This window comes from Halococcus salifodinae DSM 8989, assembly GCF_000336935.1.
In the GTDB taxonomy this organism is placed as follows: domain Archaea; phylum Halobacteriota; class Halobacteria; order Halobacteriales; family Halococcaceae; genus Halococcus; species Halococcus salifodinae.
The window spans coordinates 1-19,640 of the sequence record NZ_AOME01000003.1 but is presented as its reverse complement, the minus strand read 5'-3'; the positions used below and the strand labels follow the sequence as shown (position 1 = coordinate 19,640).

Here is a 19,640-nt window from a genome sequence, read left to right as displayed (position 1 = left end):
CCCGCGCTGTCGCGTCTGCTCACGGGCGCTTCGTGCCCGTTCGCACGGGCCGAGGCGCTACGCGCCTCGTGGCGGCACGCGCTGAAGCCCCCGCCCCTCCCCGTGAGGCCGCGATAAACGTGGCCGCGTGGCTTCCTACTGCCTCCGCCACCGCACAGCCACCGCCTCCGCATGACTCGACCACCATCGCACAGCCACCGCTATCGCCGTCACAGCGTCCCGAAACGAGCGACAGCACTCAGATGCCGAGGATCAACGGCCCCATCAACACTCCCATCAGGTGGACGCGTCGCGCACGGAACTTTGCGGGAACCAGGCCGATCAGCGCGCTCGCACAGAACGCACCCACGCCGATCGGCCCGGCGAACAGGTACGCGATCCCGAGCAGGAGACAGAGCACACCGACCGAGAGATGGGTGTACTCGATCCGGCCGACTGTCCGGAGATACCGATCACCGATCCACGGCACCAGCACGAACCCGACACCCGCCGCGAGCGCGACCCCGGAAAGCAATAGGGGCAAATCGAGTGGCACACCCGTCGATTCGAGGGCAACTAGCACTCCAGTCCGGGGCGATCCGAGCGCGACGAGCGCGAACAGCGCGAAAATTGTGTTAGAGGTGTTCACACCGCTCGTGGCGATCAGAAAGCCACGCGCACCGTCGTCCTCTGGCACTGCGGGCAGCGTCACCGTCGCCGCGACGGCTGCTGATACACCCGGCAAATAACCGACGATCGCGCCCGAGGCCGTCCCGACGAGCGCCGTCAACCCAACCGTGCGCCGCGGCGTCGTGACGGCAGCATCGGCCTGCTCGGGCACCCCGGCCCCGTCGAGTGCTTCGATCAGCACCGGTGCTCCGAACAGCCCCGCGAACAACGGCATCAACATCCCACCCGCAGCAAGCGGCGCGCTCGGCTCGATGTCGAGCGTGAGCCACCCGAGCCCCGCGCTCAGGAGGAAGGCGAGCACACCCCCGATCCGCGCGGCGTTCGACCGCTCGGTGACGACGAGGAAAACCGCGACGCCACCCAAGACGAGCGGCAGATGCGCCCGCACCGTCGGGTACACCGCCACCATCACCCGCGTCATCGGGATCGCGAGCGGCACCGCGAACGCGACCGCGAGCCCGCTCCCGAGCGCCGACAGGCGAAGCGCCTCGCGACCACGGCCCTCGATCACCAGTCGATGGCCCGGCAGCGCCGAGGCCGCCATCGCGGCGTCGGGCACCCCGAGCGCGAGCGCCGGCACCACGTCGAGAAACGTGTGCGTGACGCCGGCCGCGAGCATCGCTGCCCCGACGTACAGCGCCGGCCCCGGGACCTGCGGTGCGGCCGCCGCCAACAGCAGCGCGAAGTTGTTGGCGTGGAGCCCGGGCACGAGGCCGCTCACCGTTCCGAGCGCGATCCCACCGAGCACGAACCCGAGTGCCGGGAGTGCAGACTCGGGTGCGACCACGACGCTCCCGCCGAACGGACCCATTCATCCCGTGGTGGTCGCGTTCCGGTATGTAAACGCTCGCACGGCTATCGGGTTGCTGAAAGAAAACGTGGGTTGGGTGGGCGCGTCTACCCGAAGAGTTCGCCGAGACCTTCGCCGCCAGCGTCGTCGTCCTCGTCGTCGTCCGCTTCGGCTTCTTCGGCCGCTTCCTCTTCGTCGGCTTCCTCGGTCTCGTCGGCCTCGGCCTCGCCGCCAGCGCCGCCGGCTGCTGCGCCGCCCGCACCGCCAGCGCCGCCCGCGGGCACCGCGGCGGCCTGATCGACCGCTTCCTCGATGTCGACGTCTTCGAGCGCGGCCACGAGCGCCTTCACGCGCGAGTCCTCGACGTCCGCACCGGCCGCGTCGAGCACGTCGGTCAGGTTGTCTTCGTTGATCTCTTCGTCCGTCTCGTTCAGGATGAGTGCTGCGTAAACGTATTCCATTGTTGTGGTGTTGGGAGTGTTGATTTCGTGATCGAATCAGCCGAACATCTCGCCGAGACCTTCGCCCGCGTCGCCGTCGCCGTCGTCGTCGTCGTCATCGTCGGACTCGTCGTCCGTGTCGGCATCGGGCTCGGTCTCCGCCTCGGCCTCGTCGTCGCTCGATTCGTCTGCGTCCGCATCCGCGCCTGCATCAGCCGTTTCCTCGACGCCGCGGAGCTCCTCGGGGAGCGCCTCCTCGTCGTCGATGTGGGCCGCGAGCGCACGGACCTGCGCGTCCGCCTTGCTCACGAGCTCGTCGGCGATGTCGGGGCTCTCGATCGCGGCGTGGACGCCGAGGCTCCGTGCCTCGGTGCTCGCCTGGCCGAGCAGCGTGCCGGCCGTGCGATCGGTCGGATAGGCTGCGTTGATCGAGAGGTTTCGAGCGCGAGCGGCCGCCGCCTCGATGTCCGCACGGTACTCGTCGACGTCGATCGCGAGCTCGTCGGGCTCGAACAGGATGCCGTCGGCGTAGACGGTCTTGAGATCGAGGCCGACTTCCTTCGGCTCGATCCCGAGTTCGCCGAGCACGTTCGCGAGCTGGCCGGAGACCTCCTCACCCTCCTCCAGTACTGTGGAGTCCTCGGTGACGTGGATCGAGCCGTCCATGATCCGGGCGGCCGCGCCGACCTGCTGGAGCTCCCCGACGAACGGACCGGGATCGACGCCGGTGTCGCTCTCGGGGATCGTGATCTCGTTCGGCGCGATCTCGCCCGCGTTGATCGGCGCGGGCGTCTTCGACGCCTCCAGCTGGCGATAGAGTCCGAACGGGTTCTCGTCAGTGCCGATCAACCCGACCTGACCCTCGATCTCGCTCGTGAGGTCCGCGATGCCCTCGCCGGCCTCGTCGAGCGCGCGCACGAGCAGGGTGTTCCGGGCGACCCGAAGCTCGGCGTCGCCGTGGAGCTCCCGGCGCATCGCCTGGAGCTGGCGACTCGGGATCCCGCCGATCGAGACGACGCCGACGCTCTCGTAGGTCTCGATCAGCTCCGCGAGATCTGCGACTTCCTCGCGCTTCCACTCCGGGATCGCCTCGGTCCGCCGGTCGCCCGCCTCGCTCTCGGCGGACATTTAGGCCACCTCCACCGAGGGGCCCATCGTCGTCTTGACGTACACCGTATCGATGTTGAGGGGTCCCTTTTCGAGGTCGGCCTCCAGTCGCCGGACGATGACGTCGATGTTGTCCCCGATCTCCGCCGCGGACATGTCGTCGGCACCGACTCGGGTGTGGAACGTTCGTCGGTCGCGGCTCCGGAGCTGCACGGTGTTTTTCATCCGCTCGATCGTCTCGACGACGTCGTCGTCGGGCTGGAGCGGCGTCGGCATCTTCCCCCGCGGACCGAGAACGGTCCCGAGGTAGCGACCGATGTCCTGCATCAGTCCCGCTTCGGCGATGAAGAAGTCGGTCTCGCCGGCGAGATCCTTCGCTTCGTCGTCATCGTCGCCGAGCTCTTCGAGATCGTCGCCGTCGAGCACGTCGTCGGCGACCTCCTCGGCGCGGAGGGCGGTCTCGCCCTCGGCGAACACGACGATGCGGGTCTCTTGGCCGGTTCCTTCCGGAAGAACGATACTCTCGTCGACGCGGTTCGATGGGTCGTTGAGGTCGAGATCACGCAGGTTGACTGCGAGGTCCACCGTCTCACTGAAGTTCCGCGGTGGGGCCTCGTCAAGCGCGCGCGTCACGGCCTCCTCTATGTCCTGATCTGCCATTATCCACCTCCGTAGTACGCCTTCGTGGCTGCTACGGCGTGAAACAGGCGCTACCTGCCTCGGTTAGGAAAAGACCGATGCGACCCTTAAAGCCGTCGAAGCGGTTCCGCAGTCGATCCGCAACGGCGGTCGGTGGAAGCTACGATTCGGCGAGCGTCTCGTCGTATTCGCCGTCGTCGACCCGGTCGTCGAAGGTGCGTGCGTCCTCGCCTTCGATGGTGACGCCGAGGGTGACGCAGGTGCCGGCGACTTCTTTCGCGGCGTTTGCGGTGTCGTACGCGAGCAGGTCGGACTGTTTCTGCTCGGCGATCTGTTTGACCTGATCGACCGAGAGGTCGGCGACGAAGTTCTTCTGGGGTTCGCCGGAGCCGGTCTCGAAACCGGCCTCGTCCTTGACGAGCGCCGCGGTCGGGGGAACGCCCACGTCGATCTCGAACGCGCCGTCGTCGTCGTACTCGACGGTGACGGGGACTTCGGTGCCGTCGAACGCTTCGGTACGGTCGTTGATCTCACTGACTACCGCTTGCACGTCCACCGGCGTCGGACCGAGTTCCGGCCCGAGCGGCGGTCCTGGATCGGCCTCCCCGCCAGGAACGAGGACTTCGATGGTTCCAGCCATGCTTCCGGAAACCGCCGCCGCGAGGTTAAGGATTGTCTTTCGTCACGCGGTCGGCCCGTTCCCGACCCGGAAGGAAGGACTTTTCGACGCCCACGGCTCACCACTACCCGATGGGACTCGAAGGGGAGATCGAGGAGCTCCGCGAAGAGATCACGGAGACCCCGTACAACAAATCGACCGAGGCCCACATCGGCCGGTTGAAATCGAAGCTCGCCGAGAAAAAGGAGAAGCTCGAGAATCAGAGCTCGGCGGGCGGCGGCCAGGGCTACTCGGTCGAACAGACCGGCGACGCGACCGTGGCGCTCGTCGGCATGCCGAGCGCCGGCAAATCCACGCTGTTGAACGCGCTCACCAACGCCGAGAGCGAGGTGGGGGCCTACGAGTTCACGACCCTCGACGTGAACCCCGGGATGCTGAAACACAAGGGCGCGAACATCCAGCTCCTCGACGTGCCCGGACTGATCGCGGGTGCGGCGGGCGGCCGGGGTGGCGGTCAGGAAGTGCTCTCGGTGATTCGGACCGCCGACCTCGTGGTGTTCGTGCTCTCGGTGTTCGAGATCCAGGCGTACGCCAAACTCAGCAAGGAGCTCTACCAGAACAAGATCAGACTCGACACCCGACCCCCAAAAGTCCGGATCACCCCCAAAGGGAAGGGTGGGATCGACGTCACCATGGCCCCCGAGGTCGAACTCGACGAGAACACCGTCCGGGAGGTGCTCCGCGAGCGCGACTACGTCAACGCCGATGTCGCGGTGAGCGAGGCAGTCGACATCGATCGCCTGCTCGATGGGGTGCTCGACAACCGGGTGTATCTCCCGTCGCTCGTCGCGGTCAACAAGGCCGACCTGATCGAGCCCGACTATCTCGAAACCGTCAATAGCGATCTCCGTGACCACGACATCGACCCCGACGACGCGATCTTCATCAGCGCCGAGGCCGAGAAAGGGCTCGACACGCTCCGTGAACGGATCTGGCAGCAACTCGACCTCATCCGTATCTACATGGACAAGCCCGGCCGCGGGACGGACTACGAGGAACCGCTGCTGCTTCGCGCGGGCCAGACGGTCGGGGATGCCTGCGAGAAGCTTGGCGGCGAACTCGAAGACCGATTCCGATTCGGGCGGCTATCGGGACCGAGCGCGAAACACGACGACCAGCAGGTGGGGACGGACCACGAACTCGAAGACGAGGACGTGCTCCGGATCGTCGCGCGCCGGTGATGGCCGGCGCGTCCAGCGGGTCCACCGCATCCGCTTCGCCCGCCACGCCCGCACCGCGCCGCCGACTGCTGGTTCTACTCGCGCTCGGCCTCGTCCCGTGGACCGTGCTCGTCGGAAGCGAGGTGACGCTGCTCTTCTCGTTTGGCCTCGTCAACGCGAACCCGCTCCATCTCACGCCGCTCGACGACTACCTCCGATTCGCGCGCGGGTTCGCGGCGCTGCCGAGATATCTCCAGGCGTGGCCGGTGAGCGTTGGGTGCTACCTCGCGGCACTCGCGAGCGCCCTCGTCGGCGTCGTGTGGCGCGAGGATCCGCGTGTGACCGGCGGGCTGGTCGTCCTCACAGGGCTGAGCCACGCCACCGTCGCCGTCGGGCTCTCACGGGGGATCGGTCGCCTCGCTCTCCCGCTCGGCCCGGTGCTCGTGCTCACGATCGCGTGGTGGTGCTACTGGCCGGCCGTGCGGCGTCGCTGATCCGTCTCGCCATCGACTGCGCTGGGAACCCACACGCTTCGATCAGCTATAAGACGAACCGGGCTCTCCAGTGGGTATGTGTGGTCACGTGCGATCGATTCACGTCGCCAGTGAGCAGGGGGCCGAGCCGGAGTCGGTCGCGGCGGTCGAGGCCGTCGCCGATGCCGGACTCCGGGGCGATCGATATTTCAGCGACACGGGCACGTTCGCCGAGCGGACGGGCGGCGATCTCACGCTCATCGAGAGCGAGGCCCTCGCAGCCGTCGAGCGCGACGATGGGATCGAACTCGAACCGGGGGCGCACCGTCGGAACATCACCACCGAGAACGTTCGACTCAATCACTACGTGAATCGGCGATTCCGGGTCGGCGAGGCGACGTGTCTCGGCGTCGAACTCTGCGAGCCGTGTTCGTATCTGGAACAGCATCTCGGAACGTCGGGCGTCCGCGAGGCGCTCGTCCATCGCGGCGGCCTTCGGTGTCGTATCGTCGCCACCGGCCGGATCAATGCCGGCGATACCATCGAACCGGTGAAAGGGCAATCAGCGGGAAGCGATGGATAAAAGCCCGCAGAACACCTGCATACGACCATGACTGACCGGGTAGTCGGTCGGCTCCGCGACCAGGCAACCGTCGAGCAGCGCGTCGCGAGCGGGGACGCGCCCGACTGGGTCGCCGCCCACTGGCACTCCTTTCGCGACGGGCTGTTGGGCGAACGAAACGGCACTCCCTTTCCCTGCTTTTTCGGTGCCGAGTCGGTCCGGAACGGCGAGCCACTGTACACCGCAGTCCCCTCGATGACTGAGAAGGACGCGCTGCTCGATCTCGGACGGACGCTGCTCGACTACGTCGACACCTATCGCGACCACAACGATCGCGCCTCGCTGGTCGCGTTCTTCGAGCCGCCTGACGGGGAGTTCGCGGAACACGAGTACCACGAACACCTCTGGCACGTGCTCCAGTTCCTCCACGTCCACGATCCCGAGCCGTGGCCCGAGGAGATTCCGACCGACCCCGACGATCGCCACTGGGAGTTCTGCTTCGGCGGGGAGCCGATGTTTCCGACCTGTCGCGCGCCGTTCTACGAGCAGCGAAAGAGCCGGTACTCCCCGATCGGACTGGAGATCACGTTCCAGCCGCGCGCGCTGTTCGAGAACCTCGGCGTGACGGCGGAGACGAAAGCGGGACAGCAGGCCCGCGACCTCATCCAGGATCGTCTCGACGGCTACGACGGCGTCTGTCCGCACGCCGACCTCGGCGACTGGGGAATCGAGGGCGATCGGGAGTGGCCACAGTACATGCTGTCGGAAGATTCGTCGCAAGCGCCGGCAGAGCCCCCGATCACCGTCACTCGCGAGCATCCCAAATCCGGTCGACTGCGCGGTCCCGACCGACGGCTGGCAGCCCACGGTTCGTCGCCAAATCCCGTCCGATGACGATCGATAGCGCCGGGGAGCCCGTATTGGTGCTCGTCGATTTTCAGCAGGGGTTCGCCGATCCGGCGTGGGGAACTCGCAACAACCCGGACGCCGAACGCAACGCGGTGCGACTGCTCACAGCCTGGCGCGAACGTGACCGTCCGATCGTCCACGTCCGCCACGACTCGACGGAACCGTCGTCGCCACTCCGGCGCGACGCGCCCGGATTCCAGTACGAGGAAGGGCTCGGACCCCGTGACGGCGAGGCCGAGTTCACGAAGTGCGTCAACGGCGCGTTCGTCGACACCGATCTGGAGTCGTGGCTCCGTGAGCGCGGACACGAGCACCTCGTCGTCTGTGGTCTGACGACCGACCACTGCGTGTCGACGACGACGCGAATGGCCGAAAACCGTCGGTTCGACGTATTGCTCGTCCGGGACGCGACGGCGACGTTCGACCGGACGCTCGACGGCGAGGCGTTCGACGCTGAGACAGTCCACCGCACGGCGCTGGCACATCTCGACGGGGAGTTCGCCACGATCGTCTCGACGGACGAAATCGTCGGTGCGACGAAACCCAGACAGCAGTAGCGTTTCACGAGATCGTACCGCGGGACCGCCCACCGTGACATTCGGTGTACGCCAGTAGTCTTTTCGCTCCGGAAGGCGAACGGCGGTGCATGGACGCAACCCTCGACCACACGATGATCCGGGTCGAAGACCTCGAAGCGTCGATCGATTGGTACAGCGACCACCTCGATTACGTCGAACACGGGCGCTGGGAGGCCGACACGTTCACGAACGTGTTCATGGGCCCGGAGGAAGTCCACGACGAGGGCGCGCTGCTCGAACTCACGTACAACCACGACGGACGCTCCTACGAGGTGGGCGACGCGTGGGGCCACATCGCGGTCCGCGTGCCGGAGGGGGAGCTCGAATCCGCCTACGACGAGTTGATGGACGAGGGTGTCGAGGACTACCGCGACCCCGAATCCTGCGGCGGGCGCTACGCGTTCGTGAAAGATCCCGACGGCCACGAGATCGAGATCGTCCAGCGCGATCACGGCGCGCGCTGGAGTCTCGATCACACCATGATGCGCGTCGAGGACGCCGACCGAAGCCTCGGCTTCTGGACGCGGAAGTTCGAGTACGACGAGCTTCCGGGGGGACGGTGGGAGTCCGACGACTTCGCGAATTACTTCGTCGAACCCGAAGACGCGGCCGAAGAGGCGATGAGCGTCGAACTCACCTACAACTACGACGGACGCTCCTACGAGATGGGCGACGCGTGGGGTCACGTTGCGGTTCGCGCCGACGATCTCGACGACGCGTGGAAGACGCTGATGACCCGCGACGCCGAGGACTACCGCGATCCCGAATCCTGTGACCACCAGTACGCGTTCACGAAGGACCACGACGGCCACGAGATCGAAGTCGTCACGTCGTAGCGGCTGCGGTGCGGCAGCCGCGGCGGTGCGGTCGTGGTGCGGAGGCGGCCGTGGCGGCGAGGCGTTCCTGGTGGATGAAGGGCGAGACGCGCGAACGAGCGAAGCGAGTGAGTAGCGACCGAAGGGAGCGCGCGGCGAGGGCTTCGGCGGTGTGGTTGCGGTGAGTCAGTGATTCGACCGCGAGAGAGCGGAGCGAACGAGCGGGCCGACGACTGACCGGAGGGAAGGAGGAGGCTTTTGATCCACATTTTGCCAGCGAGTGAGCGACCGAAGGGAGCGAATGAGCGCAGCAAAAGGTGGGTGCAAAACCTGCAGCTTTAATCCGGTGGCCCGGTATCACGGGCGAGATGGACGTGGGTTCGGCCGAGAACTTCACTCGGATGGGGACGCTTGGCGTCGAAGAAGAGTTTTACGTCGTCGACGACGCGGGCCGCCCCACGTCGGCCACCGACGAGCTCGTCTACGAGAGCGAGCCACCCGGCGTGCTCGACGGCCGTCTCGACCACGAGCTATTCAAGTTCATCGTCGAGACGCAGACACCGACCTGCGAGGGACTCGACGAGGCGCGCGAACAGATCGTTACCGTTCAGGAGGCTCTGGTCGAGTACGCCGCGGCGCACGGCTACGATATCGCGGCAGCAGGTCTCCACCCCGCTGCCCGGTGGCGCGAACTCGAACACGCCGAGAAACCCCGCTATCGCTCGCAGCTCGATCGGATTCGGTATCCACAGCACCGCAACACCACCGCCGGAGTCCACGTCCACGTCGGGGTCGACAACGCCGAGAAGGCGACGTGGGTCGCGAACGAGCTCCGATGGTACATGCCGATCATGCTGGCGTTGTCGGCGAACTCCCCGTACTGGGAAGGGTACGACACCGGTCTCGCGTCGGCGCGCGCGAAGATCTTCGAGGGGCTCCCCAACACCGGGATGCCGACCGCGTTCGCGGGCTACGAGGAGTACGCCCGGTTCGAACGGCTGATGGTCGAAGAAGGCTCGATCGCCGATCGCGGCGAACTCTGGTACGACGTCCGGCCGCACACCGGTCACGGCACCGTCGAGCTCCGCGCGCCCGATGGCCAGGCCGACCCCGAACGGGTGATCGCGTTCGTCGAGTATGCCCACGCGCTCGTGCTCGACCTCGCCGAACGCTACGAGGACGACCCGGACCCCTGGGCGGCGTACCGATCGAGCGGGGGCGGCGCAAACACAGTCGGGGACGGCGGACTCCGGCGTGAACTCCTCGACGAGAACAAGTGGCGCGCGCTGCGTGACGGCCACGACGCGACGTTCATCGATCGCGACGGAGCCGGAACGATCGGTCTCGAAGCCGTCGTCGACCGCGAGGCCGACCGGCTCGGCGTGGAGGGGATTCGCAGGCTCCTCGATGCCGAAAGCGGCGCGACGGCCCAACGACGTTACCGGCGTGAGGGGGGTCTCGACGCCGTGTGTGCGGCGCTCATGTTGTAGGCGAGGAAGTCTTTTATCCCGCGAGCGGCTGGTTCAAACGATTATGACCGCCGACGACGCGCCCACCGACGACACAGGCGACGAGAACGCAGACGACGAGATCGAACCCGACGACGTGCGCGCGGAGCTTGACCGTCAGCGATCGAACAGCGCCGCGACCGACGCGGTGAATCGAACGGACGACGACCGGAGCGAGGGGACCGAGGAGTTCGACGAGGGGATCGTGGAGCTGCTCTCGACGGCGCTCGACACCGATCGGGCCGCCCGGGTGTACGTGGAGGTGCGTCGTCGTCCGTCGGCGACCGCCGAGGAGATCGCAGCGGGCACCGGGCTGTACCCCGACTCGGTCCGTGAGATGCTCGCCGAGCTCCGTGACGACGATGTCGTCGAGCGACACACTCGAACCACGGACAGCGAGGACGACGCGTTCGAGTACACCGCGATCCCGCCGAGCGAGCTCGTCGGCGTGATGATCGATCGGGTTCGGGACGAGTTCGACACCAGACTCGGCCTCGATCCGCTCCCGGACGGACGCTCCGAGCCGACTCGTCGCACCTCGCGGAGCGATCCCGTGACGATCACCGTCGAGGAAGCCGACGAAGCGAGCGACGAGACGCCGGCCAGCGACGAGACACGTGGCGACGAGTCGGACGACACCAGCGAGTAGTGCGGCGAGCGTCGGTCGGCGGCAGTCCCGGTCGTGGTTTGGAAGCTACCTATCGTTCTTCGAGGGCGTAGCGCGCTCGATAGCCGGCCAGGGGTGTATTGCCCGATCGATCGTGGAGTCGAAGCCACTAAATCGTGGGCACGCCTCCGCCGGGTATGGATGTCGCGCTCGGCGGGACGTTCGATCCGGTCCACGACGGCCACCGCCGGCTGTTCGAGCACGCGTTCGAGCGTGGCGACGTCACCGTCGGGCTGACCAGCGACGACCTCGCCGCCGAGACCAGACACGAGGAGCGGTACGTCCGTCCGTTCGAGAAACGCCGGGAGAACCTCGACGCCGAGCTCGCCGCACTCGCCGACCGCCACGACCGCACGTACGAGATCCGCCGCCTCGACGAACCGACCGGAATCGCGACCGAGGAGGAGTTCGACGTGCTTGTGGTCTCGCCCGAAACCGAAGCGGGCGGCGAGCGGGTGAACGAGATCCGCCGCGAGAACGGGCTCGACCCGCTCGACATCGAGGTGGTCGATCACGCCCACGCCGAGGACGGCGACATCATTTCGAGCACACGAGTCGTCCGGGGCGAGATCGATCAATATGGAGCGCTCACGCCTGAGCACGAAGGGCGTCCGCGACCCGAGTGAGGCTGTCGACTGGTCTCAATCACCACGATGGCGGATCGAGTCCTGCCTCGTCGAGCAGCGGTCGCCAGCGTTGCTGGATCGTGAGCCGAGCGACGCCGACCGCCTCCGCGACCGCACGCTGGGATCGCCGGTCGCCCGCGATCAGCCCGCCAGCGTAGAGGCTGGCCGCAAGTGCCGCCGGTTTCGAGCGCTCGCCGTCGGGGACCGTCGAGAGGAACAGGTCGGTCGCGCGTTCGCGCGCGGCCGCGTCGAGGTCGAGCGCGTCGGCAGCGTCGTCGAGATCCTCGAGCCACGCTTCGTTTTCGACCCGATCACGCGCCCGGTACATGCCTGACCTCGGGACCGACGGCCCCTAAACGTTCGTGAAGCGAAGGTCTATCCGATCCGCTCCCCTTCGTTCGCCATGCAAGCGACCGTCGAGACGATCTACACCACGCCGGAGGGATCGCAGCCGATGGAGGCAGTCGAGCAGATCGAGGCCGTCGAACGTCAGGGACTGCGCGGCGATCGGTACATGAAGGGCACGGGCTATTACTCCGGGTTGGACGAGTGCGAGGTCACATTCATCGAACGCGAGGCCATTCAGGAGATCAAGGCGGAGTTCGACATCGACCTCACCGACGGGCGACACCGTCGGAACGTCGTCACCAGCGGCGTCTCGGTCCACGACCTTCTCAACCGCCAGTTCACCGTTGGCGACGTGACCTTCGAGGGGACCCGCCCACGCCCGCCGTGTGCCCACGTCGAGCAGGTCGCCGACGAGGAGGGTGTCGCCCGCGCGCTCAAGAACAAACGCGGCGGGATCTGCGCGAGCGTCGTCGAGAACGGAACGATCCACACTGACGACGAACTCGCCGTCCTCAGTGATGCCGAACACAGCGAGGGCGTGGCCGACGCGATCAAGAACCGCCTTGCGGGCCAGTAAACGACAGGTTCTTTTTGCGCTCCCGGGAAGGCGGTACTGCGCGCGGGTAGCCAAGCCAGGCCAACGGCGCAGCGCTTAGGACGCTGTCCTGTAGAGGTCCGCCGGTTCAAATCCGGTCCCGCGCAGTGAGTGGAGTGAGCGTAGCGAACGGAACGAGCGAGCAGGAGCGATTTGAACCCTGCAAGTCACAGCCCGCGTAGCCGAGCGAAGCGAGGCGAGCAGGAATGTCTTGCTCCGGTTCGAATCCGGTCCCGCGCGTCACTTTTTCTGATGAACCGCTTGTGGACGAACTATCGTCAGAAGTAGCCTCCAAGTACGCGAAGCCGTGTCACAAACCTTTTTGCGGCCCCGGCGGCCCGTATCGGGTAATGGCGACTGTACGCGACCTCCTCGGTGACATCGTCGACGAGGTCGAAACTGTGCTCCTGTTCTCGCCGAGTTCCTCGTACTACGAGCGGTGTCAGGAGGTCGAGGACATCTCGACGATCGTGGTCGCGCCGGACAACGGGGTCGGCGCGGAGCGGTACGTCGAACTCCCGCTCGAGTTCGCCGACCTCTCCGAGCGCATCCGGTTCGGAATCGAGGGCGCGCTCGACGAGGATCACATCGAGGAGGGCGACGAGGTGGCGTGTGCGACCAAGCTGTTCGACGACGTGATCGACAGCGTGAGCCGGGCGCGGGCGGGCGACCTCGACCAGTCGGGCGTCTACGACCTGTTCACCAACTCCAGAGGCGATCCCGAAGTGATTCGGGACGTGCTGGACGTGGCGGTCGAACTCGGGCAGAAGGGCCAGAAAGGAAAGCCGGTCGGGGCGCTGTTCGTCATCGGCGACGCCGGCAAGGTGATGAACAAGTCCCGGCCGCTGAGCTACAACCCCTTCGAGAAATCCCACGTCCACGTCGGCGATCCGATCGTGAACGTGATGTTGAAGGAGTTCTCGCGACTCGACGGCGCGTTCGTCATCAGTGACGGTGGGAAGATCGTCTCGGCGTACCGCTATCTCGAACCCAGCGCGGAGGGCGTCGACATCCCGAAGGGGCTCGGGACACGACACATGGCCGCGGGATCGATCACGCGTGACACCAACGCGACCGCGGTCGTGTTGAGCGAGAGCGACCGACTGGTGCGGGCGTTCAAGGGCGGCGAGCTGATCCTCGAACTCGATCCGGAGGAGTACTGATGGCGCTGCTTGCCCAGTCCGTGGTACAGGACCTCCTCACCCGGAATCTCGATCTCGTGCTCACGCTGTCGATCACGTCGTCGAACAGCTTGGTCGCACACGCCACCTCGTCGCCCTCCTCGATGTGATCCTCGTCGAGCGCGCCCTANTGGCCGTGGCCGAATCCTCCATACTCGCGATCGGCCTGTTCGTCTTCGTTCTCGCCGCGGTGCTCGCGCTGGGCGTCGCCGCGCTGTTCGACATCCAGAGCTATCTGATCGACTTCATCGACTTCCTGCCGGACCTCTTTATCGCCACGCTCATCGTGATCGTCGGGCTGATCCTCGCCGATCGGGCGGAGCTACGGGTCGCCGAGCGACTGGGTAACTACAAGTTCACCTCGACGGGAGCGCTCGGTCTGGTACCGGGAGTCGTGAAATACAGCGTGATCTACATCGCGGCGCTGGTCGCGCTCGGCCAGATCGGCGTCGCCGACGACGCGCTCATCGTGCTGCTCGCGGCCTACGTCTTCGGCGTCGTCTTCCTCGGCGGTCTCGCCGGCAAGGACCTCCTCGCGGCGGGAGCGGCAGGGACCTACCTCCTGCTCAACCAACCCTACGCCATCGGCGACGAGGTCCGCGTCGACGACATGCACGGCGTGGTTCAGGAGGTCGACGTGTTCGTCACCCACGTCGAAAACGACGGTGAGGAGTTCATCATCCCGAACCACCGGATCTTTCGGACGGGCGTCGTTCGCGTCCGCTGAACGTTTTTACTTGCTACGAGACGGCGAAGCCGTCTCGGCATCCCGAAAGAACGCTGTTCTTTCGGACCTCGCGGGAGCTTTGCTCCCGCTCAGTGGCGGGAGAGCTTCGCTCTCTCGAACCACGTCGGGTGCGCTCGCTCCCTGCGGTCGCTCACGGGTCGTATTCGCTCCCCGTTCGCTCACGGTAGAACTGCTGGCGCTCGCCGCATCCACACAGCACCGCCCGAGCCCTCGGCCCGCAAAGCGGGCCTCGCCCTCGATCCACCAGGAGAGTAAACTCTCCTGAGCCTCGACTCGCTTTGCTCGTCGAGACACCGAGGACCGCAACTACACCGCACAGCACCGCCGAAGCCCTCGCTCACTTCGTTCGTTCGCCCTTCATCCGCCAGGAACCGCACCGCAACCACCCAGCCACCGCAACCGCACCGCCACCGCAGCCGCTATCACACCTCCGTCGCCGGGACGCCAGCGACCGTCGCGCCGGGCGGCACGTCCTCGGCGACAAGGGAGTTTGCAGCCACACGCGCCTCGGCTCCAATCTCGACACCAGGCAGGACGATCGCGCCAGCGCCGATCATCGCACGCTCGCCGACGACTACCTCGCCGGTGCGGTACTCGTCCTGGAGGTACTCGTGACACAGCAGGGTGGCGTCGTAACCCACGATGGCGTGGTCCTCGATCGTGATGAGCTCGGGCCAGAACACGTCGGGCGTGGCTTCGAGCGCCCACGAAACCCCCTCACCGACCGTGACGCCGATCCGCCGGAGCGCCCAGTTTTTCACCCGGAGGAAGGGTGCGAGTCGCGCGACGAGGACGAACAGATAGTTGTGAACGATTCGCCACAGCGACCTCGCCTCGGGCCAGTGCTGGAGCGAGTTCCGCGCGCCGGGCGTCGGATGCACGGTCGTCCGATCCCGGCGGGAGTCGGTGTCGTCGGTCACGACGGACCGTTCAGCCGCTGGGGTCTTGAATCCGCAGACCACCACGCACGCGACGGGACGAACCTACTCGGTCCGCAGTTCATCCATGTGCTCGACACGGGATTCGACGAGCGCTGTCGTGCCGATGTCGTGGCGGACCCGGAGCCCGTCGGTGCCGGCCTCGGTCAGCGTTTCGTCGACGATCTCCTCGGCGGTTGCGATGGTGTCGGCGATCCCGACTACCGCGAACGCCCGCGACGTGGTGGTGTAGATCCCGTCGTCGCGGCCGTCGACGCTGGCGTAGTAGAGTTCGACTCGCGGCGACGTTCCACCGTCCGCGACCGCCGAGCCGCCGCCGGCGTCGGCATCGGCGGCGAACCGCTGGTTGATCGTCTCGACGACACCCTCGTCGACCTGAATCTCTGCCCCCGCATCCGGATCGGTGGGGTAGCCCTCGGGCACCGCGTACTTGCAGACCGTGGCCCGCGGCGCGAACTCGAGGGTCGGCAGCGAGTCACCGTCGCGCGCCGAAGTGAGCACCGAAAGAAGGCCAGTGTCGAGCACCGGAAGGGTGTTCATCGCCTCGGGATCGCCGAAGCGCGCGTTGAACTCCACCACCTTCGGACCGTCGGCGGTCAGCATGAACTGCCCGTAGAGCACACCAGTATAATCGTCGAGCGCTGCGACCGTCTCTTCGACGACCCCGACGGCCGCGCGGTAATCGTCCTCGGTCATGAACGGGAGTTCGGGCCCGCTGTCGGAGTAACTCCCCATCCCGCCCGTGTTGGGCCCCTCGTCGCCTTCGTAGGCGCGCTTGTGATCCTGAACCGCCGGAGTCGTGCGGACATCGCCGTTCGCCACCAGCGCCTGAACAGTAAACTCCTCGCCAACGAGGCGCTCTTCGAGCACCACGCGGTCGTAATCGGAGTCGCGGAGGTATTCCTTGGCTTCTGCGGGAGTCACTTGATCACCGATCACGCGGACGCCCTTTCCACCTGTCAGCCCCGCGGGCTTCACCACGAGATCACCGTCGTGGTCGTCGATGTACCCGCACGCGCGCTCCATGTCGTCGAACGTCTCGAACGTCGGACAGCCAGGAACGTCGTGCTCGCGCATGAACCGCCGCTGGTAGGCCTTGTCGGTCTCGATCCGCGCCGCCTCGGCGCGCGGCCCGAATGGGAACACCCCGGCATCGGCGAGCGCGTCGGCCACACCCGCCTCCAAGGGTGTTTCGGGCCCGACGACTGCGAGCGTCGCCCCGACCTCCTCGGCGTAGGCGACGACAGCCTGCGGGGTGGTGGTGTCGAGCGTCTCGAACCCCGCGGCAAGGCCCGCGATGCCCGGATTTCGGTTCGTCGCACAGGCGTACAGCGTCGCGTCCGTGTCGGCGAGGGCACGCGCAATGGCGTGCTCGCGCCCGCCGCCGCCGACGACCAGAACTGTCTCGCTCATGCGCGATACGCCGACCGGGGCGACCTAAGCGTTGTCCTTCGAGACACCGCGTCACGCCGGCCCCACGTTTATGATTGCCCGCCGAGACACCCAGGTATGGCAGACGTGACCATCGACATGGGCGATCGGAAGCTCGAAGACGCTGCCGACGAGCTGACCGCCGCTCGTGACGATCTCGACGACGGGACGCTGACGGTCGACCTCCACAATCTGGATGCACCGACCGCGTTCGCCTTCTTCGAGGGGGCGCTCGACGCCGGCTACCGCGTCACGATCACCGGGCTCGAATCGGAGCCGACCGGTCACCAGACGATCGTCGAGATGCTCCAGGACGACGAAATCGTCCACATCGAGACGCTCTCGCTCGAACTCGGCGTCTGAGAGGGAATTCTCGTCGTCGGCCGACCGCCCGCGAACTGGATCCGTCGTGGATCCCCGACACCGTCGAGACGGCCACTACTGCTCGGTACCCTCGGCATCCGCAGTTCGGATGGCTTGATTCCGGAGCGCGGCGGCGGTGTTCTGGATCGACCGCATCGTGGCTGCAGTCGCCATCACCGAATCCATCACTGCCTGCTGGCTCGCACCGTCAGGGTAGAGCCGGTGTTCGAGCAGGATCGAGTGGACTGCGGGGAACTCACACGGATCGCCCTCGGTGTCGAGGAAGGTGTAAAACCCCGGTGCGGTCGCGAGGATGGGGTTGAGGCGAGCGAGCAGTTCCTGGCGGTCCTCGTCGTCTTCGACCAGCGCTGCGACGCGATCGGTGTCGAACGTACACTCTCCGACCACCCGCAACGGCCCCCACGTCTCCTCCTTGATGACGTGAAGTGGGAGTCGAGAGAGCTGGAGTTGGAGGTTGAACGCCGCGCCGTCGGTGGTTTCGTGCTCGATCCCCTGGACGACCTTCTCGTCGAGCCACGCCTCTGCCTGCTCGCGGCTGATGTGATCCACCATCCTCGATGCTGGGTCCGCAGCCGCAAAGAAACTGCTGCCGGCTGACGCCGCAGCGAACGACGAGCCAGTGTTTACCCGTGATCGGTGCGTACGCCGCATCATGAGCGTCACCGACCGAAACCGGCTCGACGAAGAGCAGTCGCCGTATCTCCGCCAGCACGCCGACAACCCCGTCAACTGGCAGCCGTGGGACGACGACGCACTCGACGCCGCCCGCGAGCGCGACGTCCCGATCTTCCTCTCGATCGGCTACTCGGCGTGTCACTGGTGTCACGTCATGGAGGACGAGAGCTTCGAGGACGAGAGGGTGGCCGAGCGGCTCAACGACGAGTTCGTCCCGATCAAGGTCGACCGCGAGGAGCGACCCGATCTCGACCGACTCTATCAGACGATCTGTGGGATGGTCTCGGGCCAGGGCGGCTGGCCGCTGTCGGTATGGCTCACGCCCGACGGCCGACCGTTCTACGTCGGGACGTACTTCCCCCGCGACGAGAAACGGGGTCAGCCTGGCTTCCTCGACCTTCTCGACTCGATCGCGGAATCGTGGGAGAACGATCGCGAGGACATCGAGGGTCGCGCCGACCAGTGGGCGGGCGCGATGGCTGGCGAACTGGAGGCGACGCCCGAACAGCCAGGCGAGGTCCCGGATAGCGACCTGCTCGAAACCGCCGCCCAGCAGGCAGTCGAAAACGCCGATCGCGAGTATGGAGGATTCGGCCACGGCCAGAAGTTCCCGCAGACAGGCCGGCTCCATCTTCTCATGCGCGCCGCCGAACGAACCGGGAGAGAGAGTTTCGACGAGGTCGCCCACGAGGCGCTCGACGCGATGAGCGAGGGCGGACTCCGGGATCACGCCGGCGGCGGCTTCCACCGATACACCACCGACCGCGAGTGGACGGTGCCTCACTTCGAGAAGATGCTCTACGACAACGCCGAACTCACGCGGGCGTACCTCGCGGGCTACCGTCGGACGGGCGCGGAGCGCTACGCCGAGGTCGCGCGCGAGACCCTGGGATTCGTCGAACGCGAACTTCGCCATCCCGACGGCGGGTTTTTCAGCACGCTCGACGCCCAGAGCGAGGACGAGTCCGGCGAGCGCGAGGAAGGAGCGTTCTACGTCTGGACACCCAATGGAGTCCACGACGCAGTCGACGACGAGTTCGCGGCCGACCTGTTCTGCGAGCGCTACGGCGTCACCGAGGCAGGGAACTTCGAAGACGGGAAGACGGTGCTGACGGTGAGCACCGAAATCGAGGATCTCGCGGACGAACACGACACCACCACCGAAGAGGTCAGTGCGGAGCTCGAACGCGCCCGCGAGGCGGTGTTCGCGGCGCGCGCCGAACGCGAACGCCCGGAACGCGACGAGAAGGTTCTGGCTGGATGGAATGGCCTGATGATCTCGGCGTTCGCCGAGGCCGGGCTCGCACTCGACGCGCGCTTTGCCGACACCGCCGTCGCGGGGATCGAATTCGTCCACGAACACCTTTGGAACGACGAGAAACGACGCCTTCAGCGGCGCTACAAGGACGGGGACGTGAAGATCGAGGGCTATCTCGAGGATTACGCGTTCCTCGCGCGCGGCGCACTCAACTGCTACGAGGCCACCGGCGAGGTCGACCACCTCGCGTTCGCGCTCGATCTCGCGCGCGCGATCGAGACGGAGTTCTGGGACTCCGACGAGGAAACGCTCTATTTCACCCCACAGACCGGGGAGTCGCTCGTCGCGCGGCCCCAGGAACTCGACGACCAGTCGACGCCCTCCAGCACTGGGGTAGCGGTCGATGTCCTGCTCGCGCTGGATCACTTCGCCGCCGATCGTCCATCTCGCCGAGCAGCTA

Annotated in this window: 24 protein-coding genes and 1 tRNA gene; 15 read left to right on the top strand and 10 right to left on the bottom strand. The window is 66.5% G+C overall.

Annotation, left to right across the window (positions count from 1 at the left end; translation table 11 throughout):
* Positions 1–238: 238 nt before the first annotated feature.
* The 5 genes from C450_RS00735 to C450_RS00715 all read right to left on the bottom strand — a co-directional run bounded on the left by C450_RS00735 (position 239) and on the right by C450_RS00715 (position 4,285).
* Entirely contained in the window at positions 239–1,480 is a 1,242-nt protein-coding gene (locus C450_RS00735; protein ID WP_005038720.1) for a tripartite tricarboxylate transporter permease, read from the bottom strand.
* 86 nt (positions 1,481–1,566) lie between these two features.
* Positions 1,567–1,920, bottom strand: a complete 354-nt coding sequence (rpl12p, locus tag C450_RS00730; protein WP_005038717.1) for a 50S ribosomal protein P1 — start codon at positions 1,918–1,920, stop codon at positions 1,567–1,569.
* A gap of 36 nt (positions 1,921–1,956) precedes the next feature.
* Positions 1,957–3,027 carry a 50S ribosomal protein L10 gene (locus C450_RS00725; RefSeq protein ID WP_005038715.1) on the bottom strand — a complete coding sequence of 357 codons (1,071 nt, stop codon included), beginning with the start codon at positions 3,025–3,027 and terminating at the stop codon, positions 1,957–1,959.
* On the bottom strand, positions 3,028–3,666 hold the full coding sequence (locus C450_RS00720) for a 50S ribosomal protein L1 (protein WP_005038714.1): 639 nt from the start codon (positions 3,664–3,666) through the stop codon (positions 3,028–3,030).
* Between the two features lie 139 nt (positions 3,667–3,805).
* Positions 3,806–4,285 (bottom strand): 50S ribosomal protein L11, encoded by a 480-nt coding sequence (locus tag C450_RS00715; protein ID WP_005038710.1) that lies wholly within the window; start codon positions 4,283–4,285, stop codon positions 3,806–3,808.
* A 110-nt stretch (positions 4,286–4,395) separates the two neighbouring features.
* Between C450_RS00715 and C450_RS00710 the strand changes: the two genes are divergently transcribed.
* From C450_RS00710 to C450_RS00670, 9 genes are all read left to right on the top strand, one after another.
* Positions 4,396–5,505 carry an OBG GTPase family GTP-binding protein gene (locus C450_RS00710; RefSeq protein ID WP_005038708.1) on the top strand — a complete coding sequence of 370 codons (1,110 nt, stop codon included), beginning with the start codon at positions 4,396–4,398 and terminating at the stop codon, positions 5,503–5,505.
* Positions 5,505–5,978 carry a TIGR04206 family protein gene (locus tag C450_RS00705; protein WP_005038706.1) on the top strand — a complete coding sequence of 158 codons (474 nt, stop codon included), beginning with the start codon at positions 5,505–5,507 and terminating at the stop codon, positions 5,976–5,978. The genes C450_RS00710 and C450_RS00705 overlap by 1 nt, the downstream gene beginning before the upstream one ends.
* Positions 5,979–6,054: 76 nt before the next feature.
* A complete protein-coding gene (locus tag C450_RS00700; RefSeq protein WP_005038700.1) occupies positions 6,055–6,540 on the top strand; it encodes an MOSC domain-containing protein in 486 nt (161 codons plus the stop codon).
* A 27-nt stretch (positions 6,541–6,567) separates the two neighbouring features.
* Entirely contained in the window at positions 6,568–7,413 is an 846-nt protein-coding gene (locus tag C450_RS00695) for a YqcI/YcgG family protein (protein WP_005038699.1), read from the top strand.
* Complete coding sequence (locus C450_RS00690) at positions 7,410–7,985, top strand: cysteine hydrolase family protein (RefSeq protein WP_005038698.1); 576 nt, start codon at positions 7,410–7,412, stop codon at positions 7,983–7,985. Before C450_RS00695 ends, C450_RS00690 begins: the two co-directional genes overlap by 4 nt.
* 89 nt (positions 7,986–8,074) lie before the next feature.
* Positions 8,075–8,842 (top strand): VOC family protein, encoded by a 768-nt coding sequence (locus C450_RS00685; protein WP_005038697.1) that lies wholly within the window; start codon positions 8,075–8,077, stop codon positions 8,840–8,842.
* 347 nt (positions 8,843–9,189) lie between these two features.
* Positions 9,190–10,311, top strand: a complete 1,122-nt coding sequence (locus tag C450_RS00680; protein ID WP_005038696.1) for a glutamate--cysteine ligase — start codon at positions 9,190–9,192, stop codon at positions 10,309–10,311.
* 43 nt (positions 10,312–10,354) lie between these two features.
* Positions 10,355–10,978, top strand: coding sequence for a hypothetical protein (locus tag C450_RS00675; protein WP_005038695.1), 624 nt, complete (start codon positions 10,355–10,357; stop codon positions 10,976–10,978).
* 155 nt (positions 10,979–11,133) lie between these two features.
* Complete coding sequence (locus tag C450_RS00670) at positions 11,134–11,622, top strand: phosphopantetheine adenylyltransferase (protein ID WP_005038694.1); 489 nt, start codon at positions 11,134–11,136, stop codon at positions 11,620–11,622.
* 19 nt (positions 11,623–11,641) lie between these two features.
* On the opposite strand, the gene C450_RS00665 is transcribed toward C450_RS00670, so the two are convergent.
* On the bottom strand, positions 11,642–11,950 hold the full coding sequence (locus C450_RS00665) for a hypothetical protein (RefSeq protein WP_005038693.1): 309 nt from the start codon (positions 11,948–11,950) through the stop codon (positions 11,642–11,644).
* A 75-nt stretch (positions 11,951–12,025) separates the two neighbouring features.
* Between C450_RS00665 and C450_RS00660 the strand changes: the two genes are divergently transcribed.
* The 3 genes from C450_RS00660 to dacZ all read left to right on the top strand — a co-directional run bounded on the left by C450_RS00660 (position 12,026) and on the right by dacZ (position 13,728).
* Positions 12,026–12,547: an MOSC domain-containing protein gene (locus C450_RS00660; RefSeq protein WP_005038692.1), complete on the top strand. Its 522-nt coding sequence runs from the start codon at positions 12,026–12,028 to the stop codon at positions 12,545–12,547.
* A 40-nt stretch (positions 12,548–12,587) separates the two neighbouring features.
* Positions 12,588–12,672, top strand: a tRNA-Leu gene (locus tag C450_RS00655).
* 243 nt (positions 12,673–12,915) lie between these two features.
* Positions 12,916–13,728: a diadenylate cyclase DacZ gene (gene dacZ, locus C450_RS00650; protein WP_005038691.1), complete on the top strand. Its 813-nt coding sequence runs from the start codon at positions 12,916–12,918 to the stop codon at positions 13,726–13,728.
* Here the strand turns inward: dacZ and C450_RS22760 are convergent.
* Positions 13,682–13,834 carry a hypothetical protein gene (locus C450_RS22760; protein WP_241430225.1) on the bottom strand — a complete coding sequence of 51 codons (153 nt, stop codon included), beginning with the start codon at positions 13,832–13,834 and terminating at the stop codon, positions 13,682–13,684. The two genes, dacZ and C450_RS22760, sit on opposite strands and share 47 nt — an antisense overlap.
* A gap of 48 nt (positions 13,835–13,882) precedes the next feature.
* Between C450_RS22760 and C450_RS00645 the strand changes: the two genes are divergently transcribed.
* A complete protein-coding gene (locus C450_RS00645; protein ID WP_206536820.1) occupies positions 13,883–14,473 on the top strand; it encodes a mechanosensitive ion channel domain-containing protein in 591 nt (196 codons plus the stop codon).
* A gap of 443 nt (positions 14,474–14,916) precedes the next feature.
* Here the strand turns inward: C450_RS00645 and C450_RS00640 are convergent, their stop codons facing one another.
* A complete protein-coding gene (locus C450_RS00640; RefSeq protein WP_005038688.1) occupies positions 14,917–15,414 on the bottom strand; it encodes an acyltransferase in 498 nt (165 codons plus the stop codon).
* A gap of 63 nt (positions 15,415–15,477) precedes the next feature.
* Entirely contained in the window at positions 15,478–16,845 is a 1,368-nt protein-coding gene (gene purD, locus C450_RS00635; RefSeq protein WP_005038687.1) for a phosphoribosylamine--glycine ligase, read from the bottom strand.
* 96 nt (positions 16,846–16,941) lie between these two features.
* Between purD and C450_RS00630 the strand changes: the two genes are divergently transcribed.
* Positions 16,942–17,226 carry a hypothetical protein gene (locus tag C450_RS00630; protein ID WP_005038685.1) on the top strand — a complete coding sequence of 95 codons (285 nt, stop codon included), beginning with the start codon at positions 16,942–16,944 and terminating at the stop codon, positions 17,224–17,226.
* 75 nt (positions 17,227–17,301) lie between these two features.
* On the opposite strand, the gene C450_RS00625 is transcribed toward C450_RS00630, so the two are convergent.
* Positions 17,302–17,799, bottom strand: coding sequence for a hypothetical protein (locus C450_RS00625; RefSeq protein WP_005038684.1), 498 nt, complete (start codon positions 17,797–17,799; stop codon positions 17,302–17,304).
* 100 nt (positions 17,800–17,899) lie between these two features.
* Here C450_RS00625 and C450_RS00620 point away from each other — a divergent pair.
* Positions 17,900–19,640, top strand: a 1,741-nt coding sequence (locus C450_RS00620) for a thioredoxin domain-containing protein (RefSeq protein ID WP_005038682.1), incomplete at its 3' end; no start/stop codon positions are given.